This is a genomic window from Oceanisphaera pacifica (genome assembly GCF_017498065.1).
GTDB lineage: Bacteria > Pseudomonadota > Gammaproteobacteria > Enterobacterales > Aeromonadaceae > Oceanimonas > Oceanimonas pacifica.
In genome coordinates this window covers 1-26,119 of record NZ_JAGDFX010000006.1, presented here as the reverse complement: position 1 = coordinate 26,119, position 26,119 = coordinate 1, and the positions used below count along the sequence as shown (strand labels likewise).

Genomic DNA, 26,119 nt, shown 5'->3' with positions numbered 1-26,119 from the left:
TAACCTCAACAAGGAGTGGACTTACGGTTTAGGATGTCAGTCACTCTATTAAAGCAAGCTGTTGTCAGCAAACTGTGTCAGCTAATCACTTTATTGTGACAAAGTGTCACGCATTGGTACCTTGCCATACTTTGACATCATTTTTGCAGCTAAGCCGCTTATACTGGTTAAGTAATCACAAAGAGGGCAACAGATGAGTAGCGGCAAACAATTATTAGTGGTGGATGATCACAGCGAAATTCGCAGTCTCTTAACTCGCTTTTTAGAGCAGCACGGTTATCAGGTACAAGCCGTGCCCGACGGGCATGCAATGCGCCAGCATTTAAGCCATCAAGAACCTGATTTGATTATTCTCGATCTCATGTTACCCGGTGATGACGGCCTGACTTTGTGTCGTGAACTGCGCGGTCAAGGCAATGAGGTACCCATTATTATGCTTACCGCAGTCGGTGAAGAAACAGACCGTATAGTGGGATTAGAAATGGGCGCCGATGACTACCTACCCAAGCCGTTTAACCCACGCGAGCTACTCGCCCGTATTAAGGCAGTATTAAGACGGCAACCTATGGCTGGCGTGCCCATCACACCCGAAGAAGTACAGCACCTGCACTTTGATCGTTGGCGCTTAGATCTTGCTCGCCGTGAGCTGCGTGATGATGTAGGCGTAACCGTAAGCTTAAGCACGGCCGAGTTCGACTTATTACGGGTATTTACCCAGCACCCACACCATGTACTCAGTCGCGACCAATTACTGGATTTGGCCCGCGGCCGAGAAGCCCAAGCCTTTGATCGCGCCATCGACACCTTAGTCAGTCGGCTCAGGCGCAAGTTAGAACGCGACTCTAAGCAACCACAATTAATTAAAACCATTTGGGGGGGTGGCTATATGCTGGTGACCGATGTGCGCCATGGGAATTAAACGACTACGCTTTTGGCTGAGTAGCCTCACCGGACAAGTGATTATGGTGGCGCTGTTGGCCTTAGTCCTGATCCAGCTGGTAGGTATCCAAATTTATCGTATGGAGCGAGAGGAAACCTTAGGCTTGGTGAATAGTCGCTTTACCTTGCAGCGCTTGATCTCTGTCACACGGCTATTAAACCAAGCACCTCCTGCCTTACATAATGAAATTTTGCGCGCCAGCCGCAGCGAAACCCTGCGCCTTAATATTAATAATTCCCGGCCCACATCCAATGAGCGCAGTGCACGGTTTGAACATATAGTGCGTAGCAAACTCGGCTACCCCAAGCAGCGCGCCATTCATATTAACGTAGAGCACAAAGCCTCTAGAAGTCATCACTCGCCGCGTAATTTTCCTCGCCACCGTCACCCTTCTGCTAGACCCGATATTCGCTTACAAGGCGGCATAGAGTTAAATGATGGTCGCTGGCTAAGCTTTACCTCACTAACAGACAGTGATATTCCCGGTTGGTCGGCTAAAGCCGTACTCTCTTTTATTGTGCTAGCCGCCTTACTCGCGGGATTAATGATCTGGCTATTACAGCGCACCACTCGCCCTTTAAACGAGTTAGCCCTACAAGCAGAACGCTTGGGCCGCGGTGATAAACCGGAGCCGATCAACGAAAGCGGGCCGCGAGAAATTCGTGACACCCTCAGTGCCTTTAATCGCATGCAAAACCGGCTCGATCGATTTGTGTCGGACAGAACTCACATGCTGGCAGCCATTTCTCATGACTTGCGCACCCCGATAACTACCTTACAACTGCGTTGTGAGTTTCTCCCCGACGGAGAAGACAAACAAAAAATACAACAAAGCCTTAAGTTAATGGAGCAAATGCTTAATGCCACCTTACAATTTGCCCGTGAAGATGGCCTTGCCGAACCCATAAACAACTTAGACTTAACCAGCTTGTTGCAAAGTGTGTGTGATGACTTACAAGATAACGGCCACTCAGTCGTATTAACGGCGCAAGACACCATACTCTATCGCGGCCGGTCAACCGCATTGCGCCGAGCGTTACAAAACTTACTCGATAATGGAGTAAAGTATGGTGACAAAGTGGAGACAAGCTTAAGTGCCACACATGAGCAAATTCAGATCAATATTCGCGACTTTGGCCCCGGTATCGCTGACGATCAGCTAGCCGAGGTATTTAAGCCTTTTATTCGCTTAGATTCAGCCCGTAACGTAGAAGGTGGCAGCATTGGCCTAGGCTTAGCTATCGCCCGCACTCTTATTCATCAACATGGCGGTCAATTACTACTTAGCAATCACCCCCAAGGCGGCTTATTGGCGCAAATATTCTTACCTCGCTAAGGTCGACTTTACACGCAGAGTGAAACTTCCTACATTGGGCAGTACCTCTCACACAAGGACAGTATTTTATGAAAGACGAAACCCTCGCCGTTCACCACGGTTACACCACAGATCCCACCACTAAATCTGTGGCCGTGCCTATTTATCAAACCGTGGCTTACGAGTTTGACAGCGCCCAACACGGTGCCGACTTATTTAACTTAGAAGTGCCTGGCAATATTTATACCCGCATCATGAACCCGACTAACGATGTGATTGAGCAGCGGGTTGCGGCATTAGAGGGTGGTATTGCCGGTTTGGCCGTTTCTGCGGGCAGTTCAGCCATTCATTATGCGTTAATTACTTTAGCGCAAAATGGCGACAACATAGTCACCACGCCACAACTGTATGGCGGCACTTATACCCTGTTTGCCCACATGCTACCCAGCATGGGTATTGAAGTGCGCTTTGCCGAAGATGCCAGCCCAGAGGCCATCGCCAAGCTGATTGACGATAATACCAAGGCAGTATTCTGCGAAAGTATCGGCAACCCCGCAGGTAATGTCACCGACTTACAAGGCCTTGCCGATGTTGCTCACGCCCAAGGTGTGCCATTAGTGGTCGATAATACCGTTGCCAGCCCCATATTATGCAAGCCCATTGAGTTTGGTGCCGATATCGTCGTGCATTCACTCACTAAATATATTGGCGGTCACGGTAACTCACTGGGTGGCATGATTGTAGATAGCGGCAAGTTCGATTGGGCGAAGCATAAAGCACGCTTCCCGCAATTTAGTAACCCAGAGCCCGCGTATCATGGTGTGGTATATACCGACTCTTTTGGGCCTGCAGCCTTTATTGCTCGTGCCCGCACAGTGCCACTGCGCAACACCGGCAGTGCCTTATCGCCCATGAATACTTTCTTACTACTACAAGGCCTAGAAACCCTGCCGCTACGCATGGAACGTCATGTAGAGAACACTTTTAAAGTCGCGGAGTTTTTACAAGCTCATCCCAAAGTGAAGTGGGTCAACTACGCCGGCCTTAAAGATCACCCCGACTATGAGCGTGCTCAGCGTTATATGAAGGGTAAGCCGTCGGCTATTTTATCTTTTGGTTTAAAAGACGGCTATGAAGCAGGTGTGCGTTTTTATGACGCATTAGCGCTAATCAAGCGCTTAGTGAATATTGGTGATACGCGCTCACTCTCTTGCCACCCCGCCTCCACCACCCATCGTCAAATGAGTGAAGCTGAGCAAGCTCAAGCCGGCGTTACGCCTGAGATGATCCGTTTATCAATCGGTATCGAGCATATCGACGATATTATTGCCGATCTAGAACGGGCACTGAGCGCTTAATGCAAATCACTGAGTGTTGAGTTTTTAATGTTGAGTGTTGAGTTTTTTATAACTCAACACTCAACACAGCTTAAGCTTAAGCGTACTCATACAAGCCGAACGCTAATTTAGCGGCGAGTAGCCACATAAGCGTACCAATGGCGCCATCCATTACCTTTTGTATTATCGGCCGGTTTAACCAGTGACTCATACGAGAGGCGGCCAACGCTAACGTAAAAAACCACAACAAAGAGGCACAAAAACAACCAATGGCGAACGCCCATTTATCGTATTTGGCCAAGCCACCGCCTACCGAACCCAAAATCATCACGGTTTCAATATATACCTGAGGATTAAGCAAGGTGACCGCTAATACACCGATAATGGCCGCTTTTAGCCCCCGTTGCTGACTATTTAGCGCCATAATTTGCTGTGCCTGAAACACCCTACGCCAACAATGTGCACCGTATAGCAACAAAAATGCCATGCCAGCTATACTCACCCCCCAATATAATAGGCTGTGTGATTGCAGCACAGCCCCACCACCAAACACCCCCAAACTAATTAGCAACACATCAAATACGCTACAAATAGCCGCCACTAATAGGTGATATTGCCGGCGCATCCCCTGATTAAGCACAAACGCATTTTGTGCGCCTATGGGAATAATCAACCCCGCCCCCAGCGTAAAACCTTGCACCCAAGGTAACCAACACATCATGACTCGCGCCGCCTTATTTACCTGAATAGCGGCAGAGTAAAGAGTCGTCACTGTTAAGTAAAACTAATATAATTTAACTACCTTTAAAAAAATTAATATAAAGAACAGAGATGAGCGAACTGGATTATAAACTGTTGGCGGCATTCGATAAGGTAGTCAGTGAGCAAAGCTTTGAACGGGCCGCCCACGCGCTGCACCTAACACAGTCGGCCGTCTCTCAGCGTATTAAGCAGCTAGAGTTGCGATTAGCCCAACCCTTACTGATCCGTGGGCAACCTCTGCGCCTCACAGACGCAGGCCACCGACTACTGGCGCATTATCGTCAAGTTAGCCAACTAGAAAGCGCGGTTATGGCAGATTTATTGCCTGATGCCCCACAAAAGCCTCTCACTGTCACTATTGTCACTAACGCTGACAGCCTCGCAACTTGGTTAATTCCCGCCCTTACACCGCTGTTACATAGTCACCCCATTGAGCTCAACTTGCTGATTGAAGATGAATCTCGCAGCCTTGAACGACTCGCACGTGGCGAGGCGTTTGGCGCCATAAGTCTGCACGCTGAGTCTCCATCAGGCTGTTGTAGCGATGCACTGGGTCAAATGGATTACTTATTGGTTGCTACACCCGAATTTAAACAGCGCTACTTTGCCCAAGGTTTGAGCCAAACCGCCCTACAACAGGCACCGGCGGTGGCATTCGATCAAAGAGATGACATGCATGCACGCTATATAGAGCAGCATTTCGGCTTACCTGTGGGTAACTACCCCTGCCATGCAGTGCGCTCTGCCGAAGCCTTTGTCGCTATTGCGCGCTCTGGCGCTGCCTATTGTCTGATCCCCAAACTCATGATCGAGCAAGACTTACAAACAGGCAAGCTTATCGAGCTCTACCCCCAAGGCCGACTTACAGAGCCACTGTATTGGCACCGCTGGCTATTAGAAAGAGGGGTTCATAAAGATTTATCGCTACGCCTTATTGAATATGCTCAACAAACGCTGCCGCCTATTGACCTTAGAGATACCTCTATGGTTTAAGCTGCCTTTAGTTACTTCAAATTAGTTACTTAAAATAAGGTGCTACAACATGGGACAGTGCAGTCATCACGCTAACACTAAGCATACTGAGTCTTGCTGTAATCATGACATCACACAGGTCAATGAGCAGGCGGCCACCAATAATGAATTTCATGCAGGCGCGTCTCACGCTTGGCGCATTCAAGGCATGGACTGCCCAAGCTGTGCCGCAAAAATAGAGACCGCCTTGCATCGTTTGCCCGGCGTACTCAGTGCCGAAGTACGCTTTGTTACAGAGCGCTTACACGTACGCTTATCCGCCGACACCACAGCTCAGCAAGTAGAGGAGGCCGTTGATGCAATAGGCTTCACCGCGCTCAGCGAACAAACCTCTGCAACGTCAGATTATCGCAAAACACCCTGGTGGCAGCGCTATCACGCCATTTTGATATTAGTCACCTTATTGCTGCTAGCCAGTACTAGCCTGTGGCTATTGCCACCTTTAGCCCCTGTACTCTTTACATTGGCAACCGTTTGGGGCTTATGGCCAATTGGTAATAAAGCGTGGCGACTGGCACGTAATGGCTCACCTTTTTCTATTGAAACCTTAATGACAGTCGCGGCTTGCGGGGCTCTCTTGCTGGGTGAAACCGCCGAAGCCGCCATGGTGTTATTACTCTTTATGATCGGTGAGCAGTTAGAAAGTCTCGCCGCCGATAAAGCACGCTCTGGGGTCAGTGCTTTAATGGCGCTAGTGCCCAATGAAGCACGCAAAATCACCGCTCAAGGTATACTGACGGTAGATGCCAACCAGCTCAATCCCGATGACGAAATAGAAGTCCACCCCGGTGGTCGCTTACCCGTAGACGGTGTTTTATTAAGTGAACTGGCCGCGTTTGATGAAAGTGCCGTAACGGGGGAGTCGGTGCCGGTTGATAAGCAGCAAGGCGACACCCTTACCGCAGGTAGCTTATTAGTGGATGTGGCAGTGCGAGTACGGGTGACCTCTCAGCAAGGCAATAACACCATAGATAAAATTTTACATTTAATTGAAACCGCAGAAGCAAACAAAGCCCCCATAGCCCGCTTTATTGAACGCTTTAGTCGCTGGTATACCCCAGCCATGATCTTAGCTGCAGCGTTAGTGGCCTTAATGCCCCCTTTGCTGATGGCTGCAGACTGGGAAACTTGGATTTATCGCGGTCTAGTGTTATTGCTGATTGGTTGCCCTTGCGCCTTAGTGATCTCCACCCCGGCCGCTGTCACCTCGGCATTGGCCAGCGCCAGTCGCATGGGTATTTTAATTAAAGGCGGCGCGGCACTAGAACAACTTGGTCAAACCAAGACCATGGCCTTTGATAAAACCGGCACTTTAACCCAAGGTAAGCCGCAGCTTCATCAACTTATTTGCTATCCGCCATTTAGCGAATCACAAGTGTTAAGCTTGGCCGCTGCATTAGAAAGTGGCTCTCATCATCCCCTAGCGAAAAGCATAGTGGCCGCCGCCGATGAGCAAGGTATTAAGCCTGAATCACTGGCGTTTAAACGTACCTTGCCCGGTGCTGGCATCGAAAGTGAATGGCAAAACCAACCCTTAATGATTTGCACGCCCGCTCATGTATCCAAGGCGCAGTTAACAGCCCAGCAAGAAGCTTGCATTCATCAACTCAAAGCTGAGGGTTACACCTTGGCCGCCTTAATGGTCAATCAGCAACTCGCCGCCTTATTTGCGCTAAGTGATCCCCTGCGCACCGATGCCAAAGCAGGCATTAGCGCCCTTAACGCACTGGGTATTCATAGTGTGATGTTAACTGGCGATCATAACGCTGCTGCCAAGCGTATTGCCGACCAGCTAGGGATTGACTATCAAGCCCAGCTATCGCCACAAGATAAACTTACTCAGCTACAACAGCTCGAACAATCAGGCGCATTGGCCATGGTGGGAGATGGCATTAATGATGCGCCCGCTCTTAAGCAGGCAAGCGTTGGCATTGCCATGGGCCAAGGCACAGATGTCGCACTCGACAGCGCCGATGCCGCCCTTACCCACAGTCGCTTAACCGGCTTGGCAGATGCGGTGTTATTATCACGCGCCGCCAATCGTAATATTCGACAAAACATTAGCTTGGCGCTAGGGCTAAAGGCCATCTTTTTGGTCACCAGTATCTTAGGCATTACCGGCCTATGGCTGGCAATTTTAGCCGACACGGGTGCCACCGCGCTGGTAACACTAAATGCATTAAGGTTGTTGGGATTTAAAGCAAAATGAGAACATGAGGGGATTCAGAGCTAAAGCAATAGTGGCCACGGAAGACACGGAAAAACTTTTAATGGTAAGGCCCCCTCGTTTAGGAGTTGAGTTTAGTCTTACCATAAATGAGTCCTTTCAGATCTGCTCACTATTTTTCCGTGTACTCCGTGGCAGATAAAACTTTATCTTAGAGTTAGCTCTGCGCTACTTTTAAATCTGAACGGCTAGTGTCCAGATTGGTATTACCAAGGGCCAACCACGTAGCCTAACTTTTCCGGTAACCAAAGTGCGATTCCGGGAAATAGCATCACTAACACCAAGGCCGATAACATGGTGAGCATGAAAAATAGCGCCCAACCAAAGGTTTTCTCTAACCGAATACCTGCAATCTGCGTGGTCACCATCAAGTTAATGGCCACCGGCGGCGTAAATTGACCAATAGCAATGTTCATTGCCAGCAAGATCCCAAACCAGACAGGGTTCCAGCCAAAATGTTGCATTAAGGGGATTAAAACAGGGGTGATAATTAAGTAAATAGAAATAGCATCCAGTAACATACCCGCCAGCAGCACCAACACCATAATCAGCAGCAATAATACCCACCCTTGATCTGATAACGACAACATAGACTGCGCTAGATACGTAAACGTCCCCAAGGTGGTACCAGCCCAAGCAAAAATTCCCGCCAGAGAAATGATGATCATCACCACGCCAGATACCATGCCCGCTTCACCTAATAGGACCCAAATGTCTTTTAAGCTGAGCTGACGATAGACAAAAATGCCAACGATTAAACCGTACGTTACTGCCACCACCGCAGCTTCGGTTGGTGTAAATAATCCTGACCGTAACCCACCCAAAATAAGCACTGGGGCAAATAATGCCGGCAAAGCTTTAATAAAAGTCTCTTTTAAGTCGAGCCGTTCGCTGTGCTTTGGGTCTTCCCAACCATGGCGCTTGGCCAACCACCATACCGGCAGCAGTAACGACATTCCGGCCAGCAAGCCGGGAAACAAACCAGCGGCAAACAGAGCCCGCAAATCTACCCCCGGCACCACAATCGAATACAAGATCAACGCGATAGATGGTGGGATCAATATTGCAGTCGAAGAAGCCGAAGCGATTAAGGCCGCCGAAAAAGGTTTGGGGTAACCAGCTTTGGTCATGCTAGGCAGCATCACCATGGCAACCGCAGCGGCATCGGCTGGCCCTGAGCCGCTCATACCGCCCATAATTAAACATACCAACACCACTACCAACCCTAAACCACCGTGGCGTGGACCGATTAACGCTTGAGCAAAGCGCACTAGGCTGGCCGCCACTCCAGCTCGCTCAAAAATAAGCCCAGTAAGAATAAATAGCGGGATAGCAATTAACGGATATTTAGCAATGCTGTTATAAGTATTGGTACCTAAAGTCGCCAGCATATCAGGAGATAGTCCAGCCACAATGCCTGCAGCTCCGCCCAATCCTAGCGCGAAGGCAACAGGAATCCCCAGCAACATAGAGCCTGCAAAGACCAACAGCATCAAAAGATCAGGACTCATATTCGCCTCCTGCTTGTAGGCAAGTGCGACAGCGCTCTACCACGCTCTGCGTCAACCGACCGATAATGATTAAACATAACACCGGTAACCAAATCAGATAAATCCAAGTAGGGTATCCCAATCCCGGTGATAACGACTCCCAACTGTATTCCTCCCAAGCCAGTAGCGCTCCATACCACACCACTAAGCCTAATAACAAGACGCTAGCCGCCCATTGCAGCACATATAGCACCGGCCGTAGTCGAACCGGCAACAGCCCTTCGATTAATTCGATGCGAATGTGCACATGACGACGCGCCGCCACCGCCGCGCCAGCAAAGGTCACCACTACTAATAAAAAAACTGAAAGCTCTTCAGTAAAGGCAAAGGATGCATCCGTGGTGTAGCGCACCACCACATTACCCAAACTGATCAGACAGATGACCAGTAGGGCGAAGGCCGCCAACCAGCGCTCAGGCCGGGCGTCGGGGGCAATATTAGACATGAACGTAATTCTCGACAGGGGGTTAACTTATATAATGCAGCCCGGCTGGTAGCCGAGCTAACATAGAGGCTTTACATCTTAGCGATTAGCAATCGCAGCCTGGGCTTCATTCACAAGTTGCTCACCAATACGCGGTGTCCACTTGGTATATACCTCGGCGGTAGCATCAACGAAGGCTTGGTGCTGTTCAGGAGTTAATTCGGTCACTTCAACACCACGCTCTTTAATCGCGACTAGGGTTTCTGTAAGTTCGCGGCGCGACTTTTCTATTTCCCAAGCCCCGGCATCCACAGCGGCTTGTTGTAGTAAATCACGGTCTGCTTGGGGTAGCGACTTCCATACCTTTTTATTCACCCCAAACACCAGCGGATCGGCCATGTAATGCCATAAGGTCAAATAGTTCTGCCCTACTTGATCAACTCGCGCCACATCAAACACCGACAACGGATTTTCTTGGCCGTCAATCGCTCCCGTGGTGAGTGCAGGCTTCGCATCCGCCCAGCTCATCTGTGTCGGGTTAGCACCTAAGGTACTAAAGGTATCTAAAAATAATGGTGAGCCTACCACTCGCACCTTAAGTCCCTGCACATCTTCTGGGCTATCAATCAGGTGCTTAGAGTTAGACAGCTCGCGAAAGCCGTTTTCACCCCATGCTAATGGCTTCACACCCTTTTTATCGATGGCAGCAAAAATTTTCTTACCCGCTTCACCCTGAGTAATAGCATCAATTGCAGCTTCGTCAGGCATTAAAAACGGCAGAGAAAACAAATTCAACTCAGGTACTTGCGGCGACCAGTTAATAGTGGAAGCCACGGCCATATCAATCAAGCCACTGCGCATAGCTGAAAACTCACGAGTCTGATCACCTGAGACTAACTGCGCATTAGGATACACTTTAAGCGTGAGTCGTCCCTCAGAGCGCTCGTTCACCAGCTCCGCCCATTTTTCTGCCGCCTGCCCCCAAGGGAAAGCCTCAGATAACACGGTCGAAACAGAAAACTCACGAGTTTCTTGAGCAAAAGCCGCAGTGCTAACGGTTATGCCCAGTGCAGCAGTCAAGGCAAGCGCCAGTGATTTTATACGCATCAGAAATCCTTTTATAATATTGGCTCTTGTATATCCGTATCTGGTTCCAACTAAGTACGGACGAAAACGTTAATAGTGGAATAAAGAGCCTGTACAAGTCAATTAGCAATCAGACTTAAACGATTAATTTGAGTCTATTTTTTATAGCAATCGTACTAAAAAGGTGTCAGCTTGACTTGCTATAAAAGCCGAACAAAGAGGGCGACTCCAGCGACCCGAATAGTGCCAGACATGGCGCTGACCGGTTTCCTCTTTTATCCGACCGACTTACAAGAGAATACATATTAAGTGTATTCGGTATTATGAGTATAAGTGACGTCAAAAGCCCCCACGACCAACTATGCCGAGGAGGCTTTTTACTTAAATACTGCCGTGTTCATTTACTACCTAACGATAGGCGCCTTCAGCACAATTATCGTGGGTCTAACAACTCAATCCAATGCTTTACAGGCACCTCGGATTTACTTCCCAGATGAAGTTGGCAACCAACGTTAGCGGTGACTATCTGCTCTGGATTTTCAATAGTTAACGCCTCCAGCTTATTAGACAGTAATTTCTGACTCATCTCTGGCTGTTGTATCGAGTAAGTTCCGGCAGAGCCACAACATAAGTGTCCATCTCTGGTGCGAGTCAGCTCAATGCCAGCTTGCTGCAATATTTGCTCAACTAACCCGCCAAGTTGCTGTCCATGCTGTAGCGAACAGGGGCAATGTACCGCCGTTTTACGACCTTGGTTTTGTAGTTGCAATTGCGCAAGATCTTCCTTGACCAAGATCTCTCCAATGTCTTTGGCCAACTCACTCACTCGCTTCGCCTTGGCAGCATACTGAGGATCTTTAATGAGCTTTTCCCCATATTCCTTAACCATGGCACCACAGCCAGAAGCACTAATGACGATGGCTTCTGCTCCAGCCTCAATTTCGGGCCACCACGCATCAATATTACGGCGCATAAACGCCAGTCCTTCCTCATGAGCAGACAGGTGATAACTCACTGCTCCACAACATCCAGCTTCTGGTGCCATCAACAAGCTTATTCCCAACTTATCGAGTACCCGTGCCGCAATCACATTAGTATTAGGTGTAGCCGATGACTGAGCACAGCCTCCTAGTACCAACATGCGCCGAGCATGATTTGACTGAGGCCAAGCCAGTGAAGGCTGTTTGGCTGGTACTTTAGCTTTTAACTCGGCAGGCAGTATAGGTCGCCCCAACTGCCCCAGCCGTAACAAAGGACCAAAGCGACTAGGATAAGGCAGTACCTTACGCAATAACCAGCGTACCAACTTCTGCTTAAAAGGTCGCTCTAGCTGCTCTTCCATAATACCACGACCGATTTCAGCCAAACGACCGTACTTTACACCAGAAGGACAAGTCGTTTCGCAGCTGCGGCAAGTCAAACAGCGATCCAGGTGAGTTTGTGACTTCTCGCTAATATCACCAGTTTCTAACAACTGCTTAATCAGATAAATACGTCCGCGGGGGCCGTCCCGCTCATCGCCCAGCTCCTGATAAGTAGGGCAAGTAGCAGTACAGAAGCCGCAATGTACGCAACTGCGCAAAATGGAGTCTGCTTCCTGGATATCAGGATGGTCCAGGTATTTAACATTAATTTGTGTACGCATAATATCGTCCTGTTACATCCAGCTATAGAGGCGGCCGGGGTTGAAAATTCGGTCCGGATCAAAAGCATTTTTAAGTCGCTGGTGCAATAACCGCAATGCTTCAGGCTGGCTATGGAACACTTCCTGCTGACGGTCACCACCACGGTAGAGGCTTACCTGTCCCCCCGCACTTTCCGCCAAACTTTCCAGCTCCCTACGGGCGAAGTCACCACGCAACCAACGTTGGCTTCCTCCCCAATCAAGCAGCCAAGATTCTTCCGGCAACAAATGGCGGGCATGACTATTTAGTGAAAAACGCCACAGAGGATAGTCACCAGCAAAATAATCTAGCTGCTGCTCACCGAGTTTTCTCCACAAAGTATCCGCATCTTCTAGCACCTTACCGGACCATTGACTCACTGTGCTATCGACTGCACTACGCGCTCCTGCAAGGCGTAAGTAAAGATGATTATCAAACCAGCAAGCACCAGTCAGAGGCCGTGGTTGACCTGATAAACGATTCATTTCTTCAATAGCCTGCGCAGCATCCATCTCTTGTACTAACGTCACAGTAGCCGCAGGACGAGGCATAACTTTTAAGCTCACTTCACTAATGATCCCCAAAGTGCCCATTGCCCCAGCCTGCATTCTTGATACATCGTAGCCCGCCACATTCTTCATCACTTGGCCACCAAAGCGCAGTGATTCGCCCCGTCCATTGATCAAGCGAACACCCAATACGTGATCTCGTATTGAGCCACTCCAAGGCCGACTAGGCCCAGATAGGTGGCAAGCCAAAGTGCCGCCTAGGGTGGCTCGCCCATCAAACAATGGGGGTTCAAATGCAAGCATCTGTCCTTGTTCGGCTAAAGTAGCCTCAATGTCAGCCAGTGGTGTACCGGCTCTAGCCGTTAACACCAGCTCAATTGGCTGATAGCTAAGGATCCCTCTATGCTCGGTCAAGCTAATGGGCTCTCCTTCAAGCTCTCGCCCCATAAAGTGTTTGCTATTGCCGCCTACAATTCGCAATTTTTCCCCGTCGGTACGAGCCAGCTTGACCCGCTCGATCAGCTCATGACTGATATCTTTCATACATGTTCTCCCTGCTGGTGCCTTGACTCACCCTTGGGTTTATCGAGTGCACGGTATTCCTGACAATGTTTTAACACAGGGATCCCTTTACCTGGGTTAAGGGTGCCAACGGGATCAAAAGCGTGTTTAATAGCCCAGAACTGACTAAGTTCCTGCTCATTAAACTGCACTGTCATTTGTCTAATTTTTTCGATGCCAACCCCATGTTCACCGGTAATGCAGCCTCCAACTTCTACACATAGTTCGAGAATACGGCCGCCAAACTCTTCTGTTTTTTCAAACTCACCGGGTACATTCGCATCAAATAAAATTAATGGGTGCAGGTTGCCATCACCTGCATGGAATACGTTTGCGACTCTCAGGTTATAGTGTTCAGAAAGCCGCTGCATTTCAGTCAGTACATGAGCAAGCTGACTGCGCGGAATGGTTCCGTCCATACAATAATAATCTGGTGAAATCCGACCTACAGCCGGAAAAGCAGACTTACGACCTTTCCACAGCAATGCGCGCTCTGCCTCACTTTGAGATACACGAGTAGAAGTTGCGCCCAGCTCAGTAAACAGCTTTTCAACTTCTGAAATCTGTTCCTGTACCTCAGCGGCCATACCATCAAGCTCACACAATAGCAGTGCCTGAGCATCTACCGGATAACCAGCCTGAGCAAAAGCCTCAGCCGCAACAATGGCGTGACTGTCCATCATTTCTAAGCCAGCCGGAATAATGCCCTTAGCAATTACACCACCTACGGCATCACCTGCCGTTTGCACATTGTCAAAAGTGGCCATAACAACCTGTGCCTTTTCTGGGCTAGGTAGTAGCCGGACTGTGACTTCAGTAATAACGCCCAACAATCCCTCTGAACCGGTAATCAAAGCAAGTAAATCGATGCCATTACTGTCCAACCCTTCACTGCCTATGCTGATCAGCTCTCCTTCAACAGTCACCATTTCTACTTTTAATAAGTTATGTACTGTTAAACCATACTTAAGACAATGCACCCCACCGGAGTTCTCCGCCACATTACCACCGATAGTACACGCAATTTGCGAGGACGGATCTGGACCATAATATAAACCGTAGTCCATTGCTGCTTCACTAATGGCTAGATTACGTACTCCTGGTTGTAAACGAGCACTGCGTGCCAATGCATCAATCTCAATAATATGCTTAAAGCGCGCCAACGAAAGCAACACACCATCAGAACTAGGCATTGCCCCAGCGCAAAGACCGGTACCTGCACCGCGCGCTACCACCGGAATACCATAACGATGACAAATACGCATTACTTCCTGCACCTGCTCTACCGTACTGGGAAGCACAACAATTAAGGGCATCTCGCAATACATAGATAGGCCATCGCACTCATAGGGGCGCTGGGTTTCCTCATCACTAATGACATATTCTGGTTCAATAAACGCCCGAAACATCTGTGTTAGCGTGGCTTTATCCGGTTGTTTGCTCTGGTCCATTCTGTTACTCCTTAGCAGATAAGTAATTAACGAGGGTTGCTAAGATGCTGTTCTAAGTATGCGATACCCGCCTCAGCACATTCCATATCTTGCTGCGGAGACCCTGAGCTCAAACCAATCCCGCCTACAACCGCTCCGTCGACGACAACAGGCAAACCTCCACCGACCACACACAAACGCCCCCCAATGGCAGTATGTATGCCAAAGACTAAATTGCCTGGCACACAGGCAGCATTATATTCATGGGTGGCCTTACGAGCAGCAGCCGCAGTAAATGCCTTGTCTTGGGCAATAGTGATACTGGTTATTTTAGCGCCATCCATACGATCAAAAGAGATCATGTTGCCGGACTCGTCTACAATGGCGATACACATAGGTACTTCAATCTCAATAGCCTTGCGACGTGCACCTTCAATCAAAAGGTGTGCTTCCGTTTGGCTTAAACGATTAATAGTGAGCATTTTTAATCCTTAACTTAATTCAACTCAAAGGTCTTTGAGTAGACCGCAAGCAATCACTGAGAAATGGCATAAATATGACCGCCAACCACAGCGTCTTTGCTGCCTCGGCGGCCTTACAATGATTAGCCTAGCGCTTTACGCTCTCGGCGCCGAGCATGCAACAGAGGTTCAGTATAGCCGTTTGGCTGCTCTGCCCCTTTGAATACAAGATCACAAGCAGCCTTAAAGGCGATACCGTTAAAGTCTCGTGCCATGGGCTGGTATTCGCTATCCTGACTGTTTTGCTGATCAACCACGACCGCCATACGCTTCAAGGTCTCCGTCAACTGCTCTTTACTGCACACGCCATGGCGTAGCCAGTTTGTCAGCAGTTGACTCGAAATCCTCAAGGTTGCTCTATCTTCCATCAATCCCACATTATTAATATCTGGCACCTTAGAACAGCCAACCCCTTGATCGACCCAACGAACGACATAGCCCAATAGACTTTGTACATTGCTGTCTAATTCAGTCTGAATTTGCTCAGGCGACAAATTTTCACCTATAGCTAGCGGTGGGGTGAGTAGGTCATTTAAGCTAGCAAACTCACGCGACTTCAACTGCTGCTGACGAGTGGCAACCAGCAACTGATGATAATGAGTGGCATGAAGCGTTGCAGCCGTTGGTGAAGGTACCCAGGCGCAATTCGCACCGGCTTCAGGATGTGCTTGCTTACTCGCAAGCATCTGCGCCATTTCATCAGGCTTAGCCCACATGCCTTTGCCTATCTGCGCTTTGCCTTGCAACCCACAAGCTAAACCTGTGTCCATGTTCCAGTCTTCATAAGCATTAATCCAAGGTTGATCTTTGATTTTGTCCTTAGAAAAAACTGCTCCGGCCTCCATGCTGGTGTGAATTTCATCACCAGTACGGTCAAGGAAACCAGTATTGATAAACACCAGTCGGTCTTTCACCGCCCGAATGCATTCTTTAAGGTTAACACTGGTGCGGCGCTCTTCATCCATAACGCCGACCTTAAGGGTATAACGCTCTAGGCCTAGCAGATCTTCAACCTGGTTAAACAGTTGGTTAGTAAAAGCCACTTCCTCTGGGCCGTGCATCTTCGGCTTAACGATATACACGCTACCGGCTGGGCTATTTTGACGAGAACCACGTAGGTCATGCAGTGCACATAGGCTAGTTAGCACAGCATCCAGTATACCTTCAGGTATTTCATTACCTTGACTATCAAGAATAGCGTCTGTGGTCATCAAGTGACCGACGTTACGTACCAGTAACAAACTACGCCCCGACAACTCTAACGTAGAGCCATCCGCGCCATTGTAACGACGAGACTGATTAAGGGTACGGGTAATTGTTTGACCACCTTTAGTAAAAGTCTCGGTCAGATCGCCTTTCATCAATCCTAACCAGTTGCGGTATACCCCTACTTTATCGTCAGCATCAACGGCGGCAACGGAATCTTCACAGTCCTGAATAGTAGACAGGGCCGACTCAAGCACAACATCTTTAACGCCTGCTTGACTAAGCTGACCGATTGAGTCTTCTCGATCGATCTGTAGTTCAATATGCAAGCCATTATTAACAAACAGTATGATCTCATCCTGCTTATCGGCACCCACCCCAACAAACTGCTTAGGATCAGCAAGACCAGTCACTTCACCATCAAGGCGCACTACCTGTAATTGTTTGCCAGTTGTCGTATCATGAACTTGGTAGGCCTTAACATCAGCATGGCTACCAACAGCCAGAGGTAAAGACTGATCAAGAAAATGCATTGTCCATTCAATCACTCGGCTAGCGCGCTGTGAGTTGAATTCAGCACCACGCTCACACCCGTCTGAGTCAGCGATAGCATCGGTTCCATAAAGCGCATCGTATAGGCTACCCCAACGGGCATTCGCGGCGTTAATAGCAAAACGCGCATTATTGACCGGCACAACTAATTGAGGGCCCGCCACATGAGCAATTTCCGCATCAACGCCAGTGGTCGTGATATCGAAGTCCTCACCAACAGGCACCAAATAACCAATTTCTCGCAGAAATTCTTGGTAGCTGTCCATATCCCAAGCCTGTTGCGCATGCTGGCGATACCAATTATCAAGCTGGCTCTGTATATCATCTCGCGTTTGTAGCAAGGCGTGGTTAATGGGGCTTAACTCATGGACCAAAGAATCGAAGCCAGCCCAAAAGTGAGATTCGTTCACTCCGGTGCCTGGTAATATTTCATCTTGAATTAATTGATAGAGACTGGCTGCGACTTGCAGACCACCTTTGCTCACTCTGTTGTTCATATAATTTTCATTCCATATTATGAAAAGCAAGGTGGGCATTCACCCACACCACCAAAAGTAAAAAAATTATGGCTTGCCAAGTGAAGGCAGTCCATCTATATCTATAGAGGTTATACCAGTTTTAAATTAAAAAAAGAAAAATGAAACATGAAATGCGTTAATAATCAACGATATACATGCACTGTCAGTTAATAACCATGGAGAACCAATAAGTGGTACTACCAATTAACACTCATCATACTGAAAAAGAATCTATGTCCAGCTCTATAGCAAGAAGACTGGAACAGCTGATTCTGGATGGCACCTTAAAACCAGGAAAAAAAATCCCCTCTGAGCGTCAGCTATCCGAGCGACTAGGAGTTTCTCGTTCAATATTACGTGAAGCTCTAAAGGAGTTACGAGGAAGAGGCTTAATAGAAACACGTCACGGTCAGGGCACCATGGTGACAGGCTTGGTGCCGCGCTTAGAGCCAGACAACCCTTTGGTTTACCTGTTCCAAGATCACCCACGTACCTTATACGACTTACTCGAAGTCCGCGAACTATTAGAAGGACAAGCCGCCTATATGGCAGCTAACCGCGGTACCGAAGATGACTTTCGACGTATAACCCGCGCCTTCAATGACATAGAGCAAGCTCAGATCAGCACCACTGGAGCTCAAGAAGCAGCTCGGCTGGATCATGCTTTTCATCAATCTATTTGTGAAGCTTCACATAATCCGGTACTGCTTCATACACTGCAAAGCTTAATGCAATTGATGCTGAACACAGTGCTCGCTTCAGTTAATAATCTCTATCATCTTGCGCCCTACAAAGAGCAAATAGATCGCCATCATCGGCAAATTTATAATGCCGTTATTGGTCGTCGTCCGGAGTGGGCTCGCAAGGCTGCAACAGCTCATATCAAGAATATTCGCGAACGACTACTAGAGCTGGAGCATGAAGGGCAGCGCCTAGATCGCTCCGGTGGTTGGGAGCGCACCCTGGCGGGTCATTTTGATAAAAAACCAAACAACTAAATAGACTTTTGGCCGGCGGCTTATGCCGCCCTGCCGTAAAGACCAAGCAACCAATTTATACGTCGTTAATTTTGCTCTTAATGCACCCCCTGGTTAAACCACTTTTAAAAAACGAACAAAAAACAACAGCAACAACGACAACCCTCTGTTATATATAACTTTTTTACCCAACCACATAACCAGCACTAAAAATACTGGTAGGACCAACAAGTAAAACAATAGCCAGCCACAAAAAACTAACATCATAATAACGTCCAGCTACAAGTTAGGTAGCTCGGCTCATTCCTGTCGTACGCTCAGTCTGCCTGACTATTCCATCTACACCTCTGGAGGTTCGCTTATTCAGTCAACCCAACTATAACCAACATTAATGGTGACCCTTGACAGGATTAACTGCACTGGTTGTAAACAACATATTTTTCTTAAAAGGAATTGAATAATAATGTCTAATACTCTGCTAGCGCTTATCGCGTTTTCGCCGATACTACTAGCCGCAGCCTTACTACTGGTATTGCAGTGGCCAGCAAAAAAAGCCATGCCCTTCGCCTTTGCTTTGACGGTTATCATTGCGTTGTTTGTCTGGGACATGACCGGCACCCGAGTTCTCGCTTCAAGTTTGCAAGGAGCAGTAATGTCTGTGTCCTTGTTGTGGATAATTTTTGGGGCAATCCTCCTGTTAAATACCCTAAAACATACAGGTGCGATTACGACTATTCGTAACGGTTTTACCGCTATTTCTCCAGACAGACGAGTACAAGCCATCATTGTTGCCTGGTGTTTTGGCTCCTTTATTGAAGGGGCTTCAGGCTTTGGTACTCCGGCCGCTGTAGCTGCGCCATTAATGGTTGCATTGGGCTTCCCAGCGCTAGCGGCCGTACTCATGGGCATGATGATCCAGAGTACCCCCGTCTCTTTCGGTGCAGTTGGAACTCCTATCATAGTCGGAGTCAGTGCTGGGCTAGATACACAAGGAATGGCTCCCGGCTTAGCCAGTGCAGGCTCTGATTGGGCCAGCTATTTACAGCTGGTTACGAATAACGTCGCCATTTTGCATGCCATCACCGGCACCCTAATGCCAGTGCTCATGACAGTGATGCTCACCCGCTTTTTTGGCAAAAAGAAAAGCTGGAAAGAAGGGTTAAGTATAGCGCCATTTGCTCTATTTTCCGGCTTGGCCTTTACTCTTCCCTATGCAATTACGGCGCTGCTCTTAGGTCCAGAGTTTCCGTCACTCTTGGGCGGACTTATTGGTCTAGCCATAGTAGTGACAGCGGCTCGTAAAGGGTTTCTTATTCCCAGCACTCCTTGGGACTTTCCAGAAGAAAAAGACTGGCCAACCGAATGGCTCGGCTCGATCAAACTTAGCCGCGATGACATATCTGAACGTCCGGTAGGCCTATTCATGGCTTGGTTTCCCTATATTTTACTACCAGCACTGCTGATACTTAGCCGTACTAACAACACGGTCAAAGCTTGGCTCACTAACCTGAGTATGAACTTTACCAACATCCTTGGTGAGGCAGGGATCAGTGCTAATATCCAACCTCTCTACCTGCCCGGTGGCTTACTGATACTAGTATCAATTATCGCCGTGCTGCTACAGGCCAAATCATTCAAACCAATCGGCAAGGCGCTATCTGAATCTAGCAAGTCACTACTAGGAGCAGGCTTTGTCTTACTGTTTACCGTACCCATGGTGCGTATCTTCATTAACTCGGGTGTCAATACGGCAGATATGGTGAGCATGCCAGTAATGACAGCCAATTTCGCAACCGAAATGGTGGGAAGTATGTTCCCTGCTATCAGCGGCGTGGTAGGCGCCTTAGGGGCCTTTATTGCAGGTTCCAACACTATCTCTAATATGATGCTAGCTCAATTTCAGTATGAAACAGCACAATCTTTGGGTATTTCTACCGCTATGATTGTCGCGTTACAGGCTGTGGGTGCCGCAGCTGGTAACATGATAGCTATTCATAACGTAGTAGCAGCGTCAGCAACCGTCGGCCTCTTAGGCCGCGAAGGTGCCACGCTGCGCAAAACAGCATTACCTACTATTTACTACTTACTGGTTATCGGTATTCTGGGTATGGCTGCCATTTATTTGATGGGAGTAACAGATCCCATGATGAGTAACGGTTAAACCACTCCTCTGACAAAAAGCCCCCACAGCTTAGGCTGTGGGGGCTTTTTGTATTTATCATCAATTTAAGCGATAGCAGTAACGTGTGGCCGCACACCTAAGCTGTGGCAAATAGCATAAGTCAGATCTGAACGGTTCAAGGTATAAAAATGAAAGTCTTTCACCCCTTCTTGGCTTAATACCCGCACCTGATCCATAGCTATGCTGGCTCCCACCAGATTACGGGTATTTTGATCATTATCTAACCCCTGAAAACGCTGATGCATCCAATTAGGGATACGCACGTTAGAAAAGCCTGCAAACTTCAGTAAGGTCTTATAGTTAGAAACAGGTAAAATGCCAGGTACTATTTCTTGCTCAATCCCAATAGTCGCACAGCGATCACGAAAGCGCAGGTAAGATTCCACATCAAAGAAAAACTGAGTAATGGCTTGGTTGGCGCCGGCATCTAACTTATGTTTTAAACTTAACAAGTCTGCCTGAGCACTTTTGGCCTCTGGGTGCACTTCAGGATATGCCGCTACTGAAATATCAAAATCAGCTTCTTCTTTTAGCAGGCTCACCAAGTCAGCGGCATACATATCAGGCTTAGCTAGTCCTTCAGGTAAATCACCACGCAACGCAACGATCTTACGAATACCGTTACTCCAATAATCTTTAGCAATCTCTCGCAGTTCATCTCGGCTAGCATCAATACAAGTAAGGTGCGGTGCGGCTATTAGACCTGTTTTATCCTGAATGTCTTTAATAACCTTATGAGTTCTATCTCGAGTGCCCGAGTTAGCACCATAAGTAACGGAGACAAACTTGGGTGCCAAGGTGCTGAGTCGTTCAATCGAATTCCATAAGGTATTCTCCATTTTCTCGCTATTTGGCGGAAAAAACTCAAACGATACATTAATGTCACTACCTAGCTCAGCCATTGTCTGATTTAACGCATCAACATGACGCGCGCTATGAAAACCCATGTTTATCTCCTGACAACTTAAATTAAAACAATTCCTTTAATACCTTGGCAAACATCAGCATGACAACACTCTACTGTTGCAACTCTAATGTTAACAAGGCAATACGAGTTTCTTTCCGGTTACGAGTTTTCAAGCCACAATCGGTTTGCCCAAATACTTTCTTTAAGCAAATGTTCAACTGTCTTTTCAATCAAGTTAACCATTTGCCACTGTGGACATACACGATAACTTGATGTCGAGCGGGCGACATCATCAAGCACATTCAGTAGACATCACATCCATGCGCTATGTCTATACGATGATCATATTGGCACAATTAACTCTATAATTTTATCCGGCTCAGAATAACACATGTACCGGTAAATCTAGGTACGACTTGTTACAACTGTTGCACTTAAACGAACGGTTATGCTGCAAACTTTAGTGCGCTCACAGGTCAAATGCTGTCTTAAACTAATTTGAACTTGGCGCTAAAACTAATCTCTTGTTAAAGACTCACCCGTCGCGCTTAACGTATTAAGATCATACGGCGTCAACTGATACACATGGTAGTTGAGCCAATTAGAAAACAATAAATGACCATGACTACGCCAAGTCGCACGAGGATTATTATCTGCATTATTATCAGGATAATAATTTTCAGGCATCTGCGGCTCTATTCCTACCGCCAGATCCCGCTGATATTCATTGTGTAGGGTATGGGGATCGTACTCGGGGTGTCCCGTAACAAAGACTTGGCGCCCGTCTGGGCTGGCAGCTAGGTAAACACCCGCCTCATCTGATGCAGCTAAAATCTTTAAGTCTGTTTTTTCACGCAGTAAATCTACAGGGAAGTCAGCGTATCGTGAGTGAGGAGCCAAAAATACGTCATCAAAGCCGCGCACTAAGGGATCAAATTCACTGAGGTTATTATGCGCAAACACCCCTGATAGTTTCTCTAAGCGAGTGCGTTTATCAAGATCATATAAAATTTTTAACCCCGCCTGTGCCGCCCAACATAAAAATAAGGTCGAGGTAACATGACTTTTAGACCATTCAACCACCCTCTCTATTTTTTCCCAGTACACCACATCACAAAAATCAGTCAACCCAAGAGGCGCACCAGTAATAATTAAACCGTCATAAAACTGATCTTTAACCTGTTCAAAGTCATGATAGAAACTTTCTAGGTGCGACTGTGGCGTATTTTTGGAAGGCCTATCATCAATGCGCAACAAATCCACACCAATTTGTAACGGCGAGTTAGATAGCATACGTAACAGCTGATTCTCGGTTTCAATTTTCTTCGGCATCAGGTTAAGTAATAGCACGCGCATCGGACGAATTTCCTGACCCACAGCTCGAGATTCCGTCATCACAAAAATATTTTCCTGAGACAGGACATTAGCAGCCGGTAGGCGGTCGGGAATTCTGATAGGCATGTGCTTACTCCAAGGTACAACGTCAAAGGAAAGTCTAGACATCTAGAACTCTACAACAAAGTAGCAGAACTTGTCATCCTCGACGTGCGCCAAAGCACTAAGATACGGTAATATCAGCCTAACGATCTTTAAGGAACACAATTATGGAACCTGTTATTGAACTGATCAGCACAGGCGACGAAGTGCTAACTGGATTAATTACTGATACCAACGCAGGTTGGCTATCACAACAATTGCTAGAACAAGGCTGGCAAGTACGCCGTCGCTTTACTGTGGGGGACGATAAAGCTGATTTAATTGAGCTTTTTGAACAACGTAGCCATCATGCCGATGTAATTATCGTTAACGGCGGTTTGGGCCCAACCTCCGACGATATTAGTGCCTTAGCCATGGCCGAAGCCGCTGGTGTTCCTTTAGATCTTAATCAGCACTGGTTAACAGTGATGCAAGAAAAATACGCCAGTCGTAACCGTGAAATGCCCAAAAGTAATAATAAGCAAGCCATGTTGCCTCAGGGTGCCGAGCTGGTCGATAACCCGGTAGGCACCGCCTGTGGTTTTGCTATTAAACTTAACCGCGCCACCTTATTCTTTACTCCTGGCGTGCCATCTGAGCTGAAAAAGATGATAACTGATGAGATCTTACCGCGAATGCGTCGCCAACTGGGTGAAAATGGTCGCAGTCAGGTACGCCGATTCTTTTTGTTTGGCTTATCAGAATCCGGCTTAAGCGATAGATTAGATAGCTTAACTTGGCCTAAAGGCATTGCTCTGGGTTATCGTGCTAATCTGCCCACCATAGAAGTAAAATTGATCATAGATACCGACGATAGTGCGGCAATAGATAGCGCCGAAGCCCAGTTATTATCCGAGGTAGGCACACATTTAGTGGCACGGGATGAAATAAACTTTGCCGCCACCATGGGGCCGTTACTCGCTGATAAAGACTTGATGATCTTTGAAGATGCCAGCGCAGGGCGCTTAACTGATACCATTACCCTTATCACTCGTGAGTTTGAGGGGCATTATTTAGCAGGTTTGCCAGATGAGGCTCAAGACCTAGGCGACTGGTTACACGTCTCAGCCCGTCCTATTGCCTTAGCCATAGGTGCCGCCGGCCCACAAGGCACGCCTATTGCTTTAAAAACACCAACCAGCTGTATGGTGCAAACTTTACAAATGCATTTTCGTGACCCGCTCGCACAACGCCGCTTGTTAGCTTTTGTCGCCCTCGATATGCTACGTCGTTATCTTGCCGACGAAACCGTCATGGTCGACTACGACATACTACCTTGCAGCGAGCGCATCACCCTGCCCGCTTAAAAAATGCAAAAAGGGCGGCATTAGAATGTCGCCCTTTTCTTAGTGTTTTTACTTAGCTTACCGCTGACACTTAAAGCTGCCCGCAGGGCTTAGCCTTGCAGTCGCCACTTAGCCAGTAGTTTTTCTACCGGTGTCACCATAGACTCCGTCAGCCAATGAGCCAGCGGCGTATGAAATAGCCAAGCTCCGGTAATCAAAGCTAAGGGCACTGAGCCACAAATAAAGTCAGTAAACCAATGGGCACCAGACATCACTCTTGGCATGGCTAAAATAAAAACCAAAGGCGCCACTATATATAAATAGCGCCGTGGAAAACGATAACAAGCAAACAACAAAAAAGTAGCAAAGCCAATGCCATGATCACTCGGAAAAGAATCACCAGACGCGTCTTTAGCTTTAATATCAGGCACTAACTGACTAACACGCTCTGCTTGTTCATACACTATAGTCGGGCTAGCTCGCTCAATGGGCACAGCCTTACCTGCCGCTGCTTGCAAAGAAAAACAGCCTGCCATCAGTAGCAGCAAACAGCCAATTTTAGCTCGCTCACGCCCTTTTAGCTGCCAAGCATAACGAAACACAAAACCGGCCATTAGCAGCGCCACTACACCATCAATCCAGCGCTGGTTAACTACAGCCACAAAGTGCGCAAAGCCAGGGATAGACACCAGCCTGTCATTAAACCACCAGAATATGCCATTATCTAAGCTTTGCCAAAGCCCAAAAAACCAAGTGAAAAATAACAGCAACGCCAGCACATGTAGTGCAGCCCAACCTTTAACATCCCAACGCATGTCTAATATCTTTTATCTGAAAAAATAGGCATTGTTTATAGCAGATAGCAGCAGCAATTTCAGCACAAGACGGCAAAAATAGCGCCTGCCCCTAATGTCATCTGCTGCATGAAGGCTGGCTTTGTCTTGGCTCGTCCACCTCACCCCCTTACGCCTCACCCTTCACTTTCCTACACACGTAAAAAAGCCCTTCACATAGGTGAAGGGCTTTCTTGGTCGAATGAATTCGACCCTACTAATTTGGCGCCTGGCAGTGACCTACTTTCACATGGCATCTGCCACACTATCATCGGCGCGGCTGCGTTTCACTACTGAGTTCGGCATGGAGTCAGGTGGTTCCACAGCGCTATGGCCGCCAGGCATAAATTGTAATCTGGAAAACTGCGACCGCCATGGAGGGCGGAAGTGCAGAAAATGCAGGAGCAATTTTCTGTTTTTGAAATAATCTTTGTAGTCTCGACCGCAAGGTCTCACACTTCTTGGGTGTTGTATGGTTAAGCCGCACGGGTCATTAGTATTGGTTAGCTCAACGCCTCGCAGCGCTTACACACCCAACCTATCAACGTCTTAGTCTAAAACGGCCCTTCAGAGGGCTTAAAGCCCTTGGGATGACTCATCTTGAGGCTCGCTTCCCGCTTAGATGCTTTCAGCGGTTATCGATTCCGAATGTAGCTACCGGGCAATGCCATTGGCATGACAACCCGAACACCAGGGATTCGTCCACTCCGGTCCTCTCGTACTAGGAGCAGCTCCTCTCAATCATCCAACGCCCACGGCAGATAGGGACCGAACTGTCTCACGACGTTCTGAACCCAGCTCGCGTACCACTTTAAATGGCGAAC

The 26,119-nt window shown here is 47.9% G+C and carries 20 protein-coding genes and 2 rRNA genes; 8 read left to right on the top strand and 14 right to left on the bottom strand.

Annotation, left to right across the window (positions count from 1 at the left end; all coding sequences use genetic code 11):
- Positions 1 to 193 precede the first annotated feature (193 nt).
- The 3 genes from J3U76_RS06140 (at position 194) to J3U76_RS06130 (ending at position 3,613) form a co-directional block, all read left to right on the top strand.
- On the top strand, positions 194 to 919 hold the full coding sequence (locus J3U76_RS06140) for a response regulator (protein WP_208005051.1): 726 nt from the start codon (positions 194 to 196) through the stop codon (positions 917 to 919).
- A complete protein-coding gene (locus J3U76_RS06135; RefSeq protein WP_208005050.1) occupies positions 909 to 2,276 on the top strand; it encodes an ATP-binding protein in 1,368 nt (455 codons plus the stop codon). Before J3U76_RS06140 ends, J3U76_RS06135 begins: the two co-directional genes overlap by 11 nt.
- A 68-nt stretch (positions 2,277 to 2,344) precedes the next feature.
- Positions 2,345 to 3,613: an O-acetylhomoserine aminocarboxypropyltransferase/cysteine synthase family protein gene (locus J3U76_RS06130; protein ID WP_208005049.1), complete on the top strand. Its 1,269-nt coding sequence runs from the start codon at positions 2,345 to 2,347 to the stop codon at positions 3,611 to 3,613.
- A gap of 76 nt (positions 3,614 to 3,689) precedes the next feature.
- Here the strand turns inward: J3U76_RS06130 and J3U76_RS06125 are convergent, their stop codons facing one another.
- The gene (locus J3U76_RS06125) at positions 3,690 to 4,313 is read right to left on the bottom strand and encodes a LysE/ArgO family amino acid transporter (protein WP_208005048.1); all 624 of its coding nucleotides are present in this window, start codon (positions 4,311 to 4,313) and stop codon (positions 3,690 to 3,692) included.
- 110 nt (positions 4,314 to 4,423) lie between these two features.
- On the opposite strand from J3U76_RS06125, the gene J3U76_RS06120 reads away from it, so the two are divergent.
- Together J3U76_RS06120 and J3U76_RS06115 are read left to right on the top strand one after the other, a co-directional pair.
- A complete protein-coding gene (locus tag J3U76_RS06120; protein WP_208005047.1) occupies positions 4,424 to 5,347 on the top strand; it encodes a LysR family transcriptional regulator ArgP in 924 nt (307 codons plus the stop codon).
- 49 nt (positions 5,348 to 5,396) lie between these two features.
- Positions 5,397 to 7,595, top strand: coding sequence for a heavy metal translocating P-type ATPase (locus tag J3U76_RS06115; protein ID WP_208005046.1), 2,199 nt, complete (start codon positions 5,397 to 5,399; stop codon positions 7,593 to 7,595).
- A gap of 224 nt (positions 7,596 to 7,819) precedes the next feature.
- On the opposite strand, the gene J3U76_RS06110 is transcribed toward J3U76_RS06115, so the two are convergent.
- From J3U76_RS06110 to J3U76_RS06075, 8 genes are all read right to left on the bottom strand, one after another.
- Positions 7,820 to 9,124, bottom strand: coding sequence for a TRAP transporter large permease (locus J3U76_RS06110; protein WP_208005045.1), 1,305 nt, complete (start codon positions 9,122 to 9,124; stop codon positions 7,820 to 7,822).
- Positions 9,114 to 9,608 (bottom strand): TRAP transporter small permease, encoded by a 495-nt coding sequence (locus J3U76_RS06105; RefSeq protein WP_208005044.1) that lies wholly within the window; start codon positions 9,606 to 9,608, stop codon positions 9,114 to 9,116. Before J3U76_RS06105 ends, J3U76_RS06110 begins: the two co-directional genes overlap by 11 nt.
- A gap of 78 nt (positions 9,609 to 9,686) precedes the next feature.
- Positions 9,687 to 10,694, bottom strand: coding sequence for a DctP family TRAP transporter solute-binding subunit (locus J3U76_RS06100; protein WP_208005043.1), 1,008 nt, complete (start codon positions 10,692 to 10,694; stop codon positions 9,687 to 9,689).
- A gap of 412 nt (positions 10,695 to 11,106) precedes the next feature.
- Positions 11,107 to 12,318 (bottom strand): glycolate oxidase subunit GlcF, encoded by a 1,212-nt coding sequence (gene glcF / locus J3U76_RS06095; RefSeq protein ID WP_208005042.1) that lies wholly within the window; start codon positions 12,316 to 12,318, stop codon positions 11,107 to 11,109.
- 12 nt (positions 12,319 to 12,330) lie between these two features.
- Entirely contained in the window at positions 12,331 to 13,389 is a 1,059-nt protein-coding gene (glcE, locus tag J3U76_RS06090; RefSeq protein WP_208005041.1) for a glycolate oxidase subunit GlcE, read from the bottom strand.
- Positions 13,386 to 14,858 (bottom strand): FAD-linked oxidase C-terminal domain-containing protein, encoded by a 1,473-nt coding sequence (locus tag J3U76_RS06085; protein ID WP_208005040.1) that lies wholly within the window; start codon positions 14,856 to 14,858, stop codon positions 13,386 to 13,388. Before J3U76_RS06085 ends, glcE begins: the two co-directional genes overlap by 4 nt.
- Positions 14,859 to 14,884: 26 nt before the next feature.
- On the bottom strand, positions 14,885 to 15,319 hold the full coding sequence (locus J3U76_RS06080) for a GlcG/HbpS family heme-binding protein (protein WP_208005039.1): 435 nt from the start codon (positions 15,317 to 15,319) through the stop codon (positions 14,885 to 14,887).
- A gap of 122 nt (positions 15,320 to 15,441) precedes the next feature.
- Positions 15,442 to 17,613 (bottom strand): malate synthase G, encoded by a 2,172-nt coding sequence (locus J3U76_RS06075; RefSeq protein ID WP_208005038.1) that lies wholly within the window; start codon positions 17,611 to 17,613, stop codon positions 15,442 to 15,444.
- A gap of 212 nt (positions 17,614 to 17,825) precedes the next feature.
- Between J3U76_RS06075 and glcC the strand changes: the two genes are divergently transcribed.
- On the top strand, positions 17,826 to 18,632 hold the full coding sequence (gene glcC / locus J3U76_RS06070; RefSeq protein WP_341534310.1) for a transcriptional regulator GlcC: 807 nt from the start codon (positions 17,826 to 17,828) through the stop codon (positions 18,630 to 18,632).
- A 442-nt stretch (positions 18,633 to 19,074) separates the two neighbouring features.
- Positions 19,075 to 20,772: an L-lactate permease gene (locus tag J3U76_RS06065; RefSeq protein ID WP_208005036.1), complete on the top strand. Its 1,698-nt coding sequence runs from the start codon at positions 19,075 to 19,077 to the stop codon at positions 20,770 to 20,772.
- A 65-nt stretch (positions 20,773 to 20,837) separates the two neighbouring features.
- Here the strand turns inward: J3U76_RS06065 and metF are convergent, their stop codons facing one another.
- Both metF and metA read right to left on the bottom strand, forming a co-directional pair.
- A complete protein-coding gene (gene metF / locus J3U76_RS06060; protein ID WP_208005035.1) occupies positions 20,838 to 21,740 on the bottom strand; it encodes a methylenetetrahydrofolate reductase in 903 nt (300 codons plus the stop codon).
- Positions 21,741 to 22,216: 476 nt separating this feature from the next.
- Entirely contained in the window at positions 22,217 to 23,161 is a 945-nt protein-coding gene (gene metA / locus J3U76_RS06055) for a homoserine O-acetyltransferase MetA (protein WP_208005034.1), read from the bottom strand.
- A gap of 143 nt (positions 23,162 to 23,304) precedes the next feature.
- Here metA and J3U76_RS06050 point away from each other — a divergent pair, with 143 nt between their 5' ends.
- Positions 23,305 to 24,483, top strand: a complete 1,179-nt coding sequence (locus J3U76_RS06050) for a CinA family nicotinamide mononucleotide deamidase-related protein (RefSeq protein WP_208005033.1) — start codon at positions 23,305 to 23,307, stop codon at positions 24,481 to 24,483.
- Between the two features lie 89 nt (positions 24,484 to 24,572).
- Here J3U76_RS06050 and J3U76_RS06045 read toward each other — a convergent pair whose 3' ends face one another.
- From J3U76_RS06045 to J3U76_RS06035, 3 genes are all read right to left on the bottom strand, one after another.
- On the bottom strand, positions 24,573 to 25,277 hold the full coding sequence (locus J3U76_RS06045; protein WP_208005032.1) for a phosphatase PAP2 family protein: 705 nt from the start codon (positions 25,275 to 25,277) through the stop codon (positions 24,573 to 24,575).
- Between the two features lie 245 nt (positions 25,278 to 25,522).
- Positions 25,523 to 25,637: ribosomal RNA gene (rrf, locus tag J3U76_RS06040) — 5S ribosomal RNA — on the bottom strand.
- Positions 25,638 to 25,767: 130 nt separating this feature from the next.
- Positions 25,768 to 26,119: ribosomal RNA gene (locus tag J3U76_RS06035) — 23S ribosomal RNA — on the bottom strand; the annotation flags it as partial.

Bases quoted from the DNA above. Each gene is read 5' to 3' on its own strand.
- metF (WP_208005035.1), bottom strand. From the start codon at position 21,740: ATGGGTTTTCATAGCGCGCGTCATGTTGATGCGTTAAATCAGACAATG.
- J3U76_RS06045 (WP_208005032.1), bottom strand. From the start codon at position 25,277: ATGCGTTGGGATGTTAAAGGTTGGGCTGCACTACATGTGCTGGCGTTG.
- J3U76_RS06105 (WP_208005044.1), bottom strand. From the start codon at position 9,608: ATGTCTAATATTGCCCCCGACGCCCGGCCTGAGCGCTGGTTGGCGGCC.
- J3U76_RS06050 (WP_208005033.1), top strand. From the start codon at position 23,305: ATGGAACCTGTTATTGAACTGATCAGCACAGGCGACGAAGTGCTAACT.
- glcE (WP_208005041.1), bottom strand. From the start codon at position 13,389: ATGAAAGATATCAGTCATGAGCTGATCGAGCGGGTCAAGCTGGCTCGT.
- J3U76_RS06080 (WP_208005039.1), bottom strand. From the start codon at position 15,319: ATGCTCACTATTAATCGTTTAAGCCAAACGGAAGCACACCTTTTGATT.
- J3U76_RS06130 (WP_208005049.1), top strand. From the start codon at position 2,345: ATGAAAGACGAAACCCTCGCCGTTCACCACGGTTACACCACAGATCCC.
- J3U76_RS06065 (WP_208005036.1), top strand. From the start codon at position 19,075: ATGTCTAATACTCTGCTAGCGCTTATCGCGTTTTCGCCGATACTACTA.
- glcF (WP_208005042.1), bottom strand. From the start codon at position 12,318: ATGCGTACACAAATTAATGTTAAATACCTGGACCATCCTGATATCCAG.
- J3U76_RS06110 (WP_208005045.1), bottom strand. From the start codon at position 9,124: ATGAGTCCTGATCTTTTGATGCTGTTGGTCTTTGCAGGCTCTATGTTG.
- J3U76_RS06115 (WP_208005046.1), top strand. From the start codon at position 5,397: ATGGGACAGTGCAGTCATCACGCTAACACTAAGCATACTGAGTCTTGC.
- J3U76_RS06125 (WP_208005048.1), bottom strand. From the start codon at position 4,313: ATGATGTGTTGGTTACCTTGGGTGCAAGGTTTTACGCTGGGGGCGGGG.
- J3U76_RS06075 (WP_208005038.1), bottom strand. From the start codon at position 17,613: ATGAACAACAGAGTGAGCAAAGGTGGTCTGCAAGTCGCAGCCAGTCTC.
- J3U76_RS06135 (WP_208005050.1), top strand. From the start codon at position 909: ATGGGAATTAAACGACTACGCTTTTGGCTGAGTAGCCTCACCGGACAA.
- J3U76_RS06140 (WP_208005051.1), top strand. From the start codon at position 194: ATGAGTAGCGGCAAACAATTATTAGTGGTGGATGATCACAGCGAAATT.
- J3U76_RS06100 (WP_208005043.1), bottom strand. From the start codon at position 10,694: ATGCGTATAAAATCACTGGCGCTTGCCTTGACTGCTGCACTGGGCATA.
- J3U76_RS06120 (WP_208005047.1), top strand. From the start codon at position 4,424: ATGAGCGAACTGGATTATAAACTGTTGGCGGCATTCGATAAGGTAGTC.
- J3U76_RS06085 (WP_208005040.1), bottom strand. From the start codon at position 14,858: ATGGACCAGAGCAAACAACCGGATAAAGCCACGCTAACACAGATGTTT.
- metA (WP_208005034.1), bottom strand. From the start codon at position 23,161: ATGCCTATCAGAATTCCCGACCGCCTACCGGCTGCTAATGTCCTGTCT.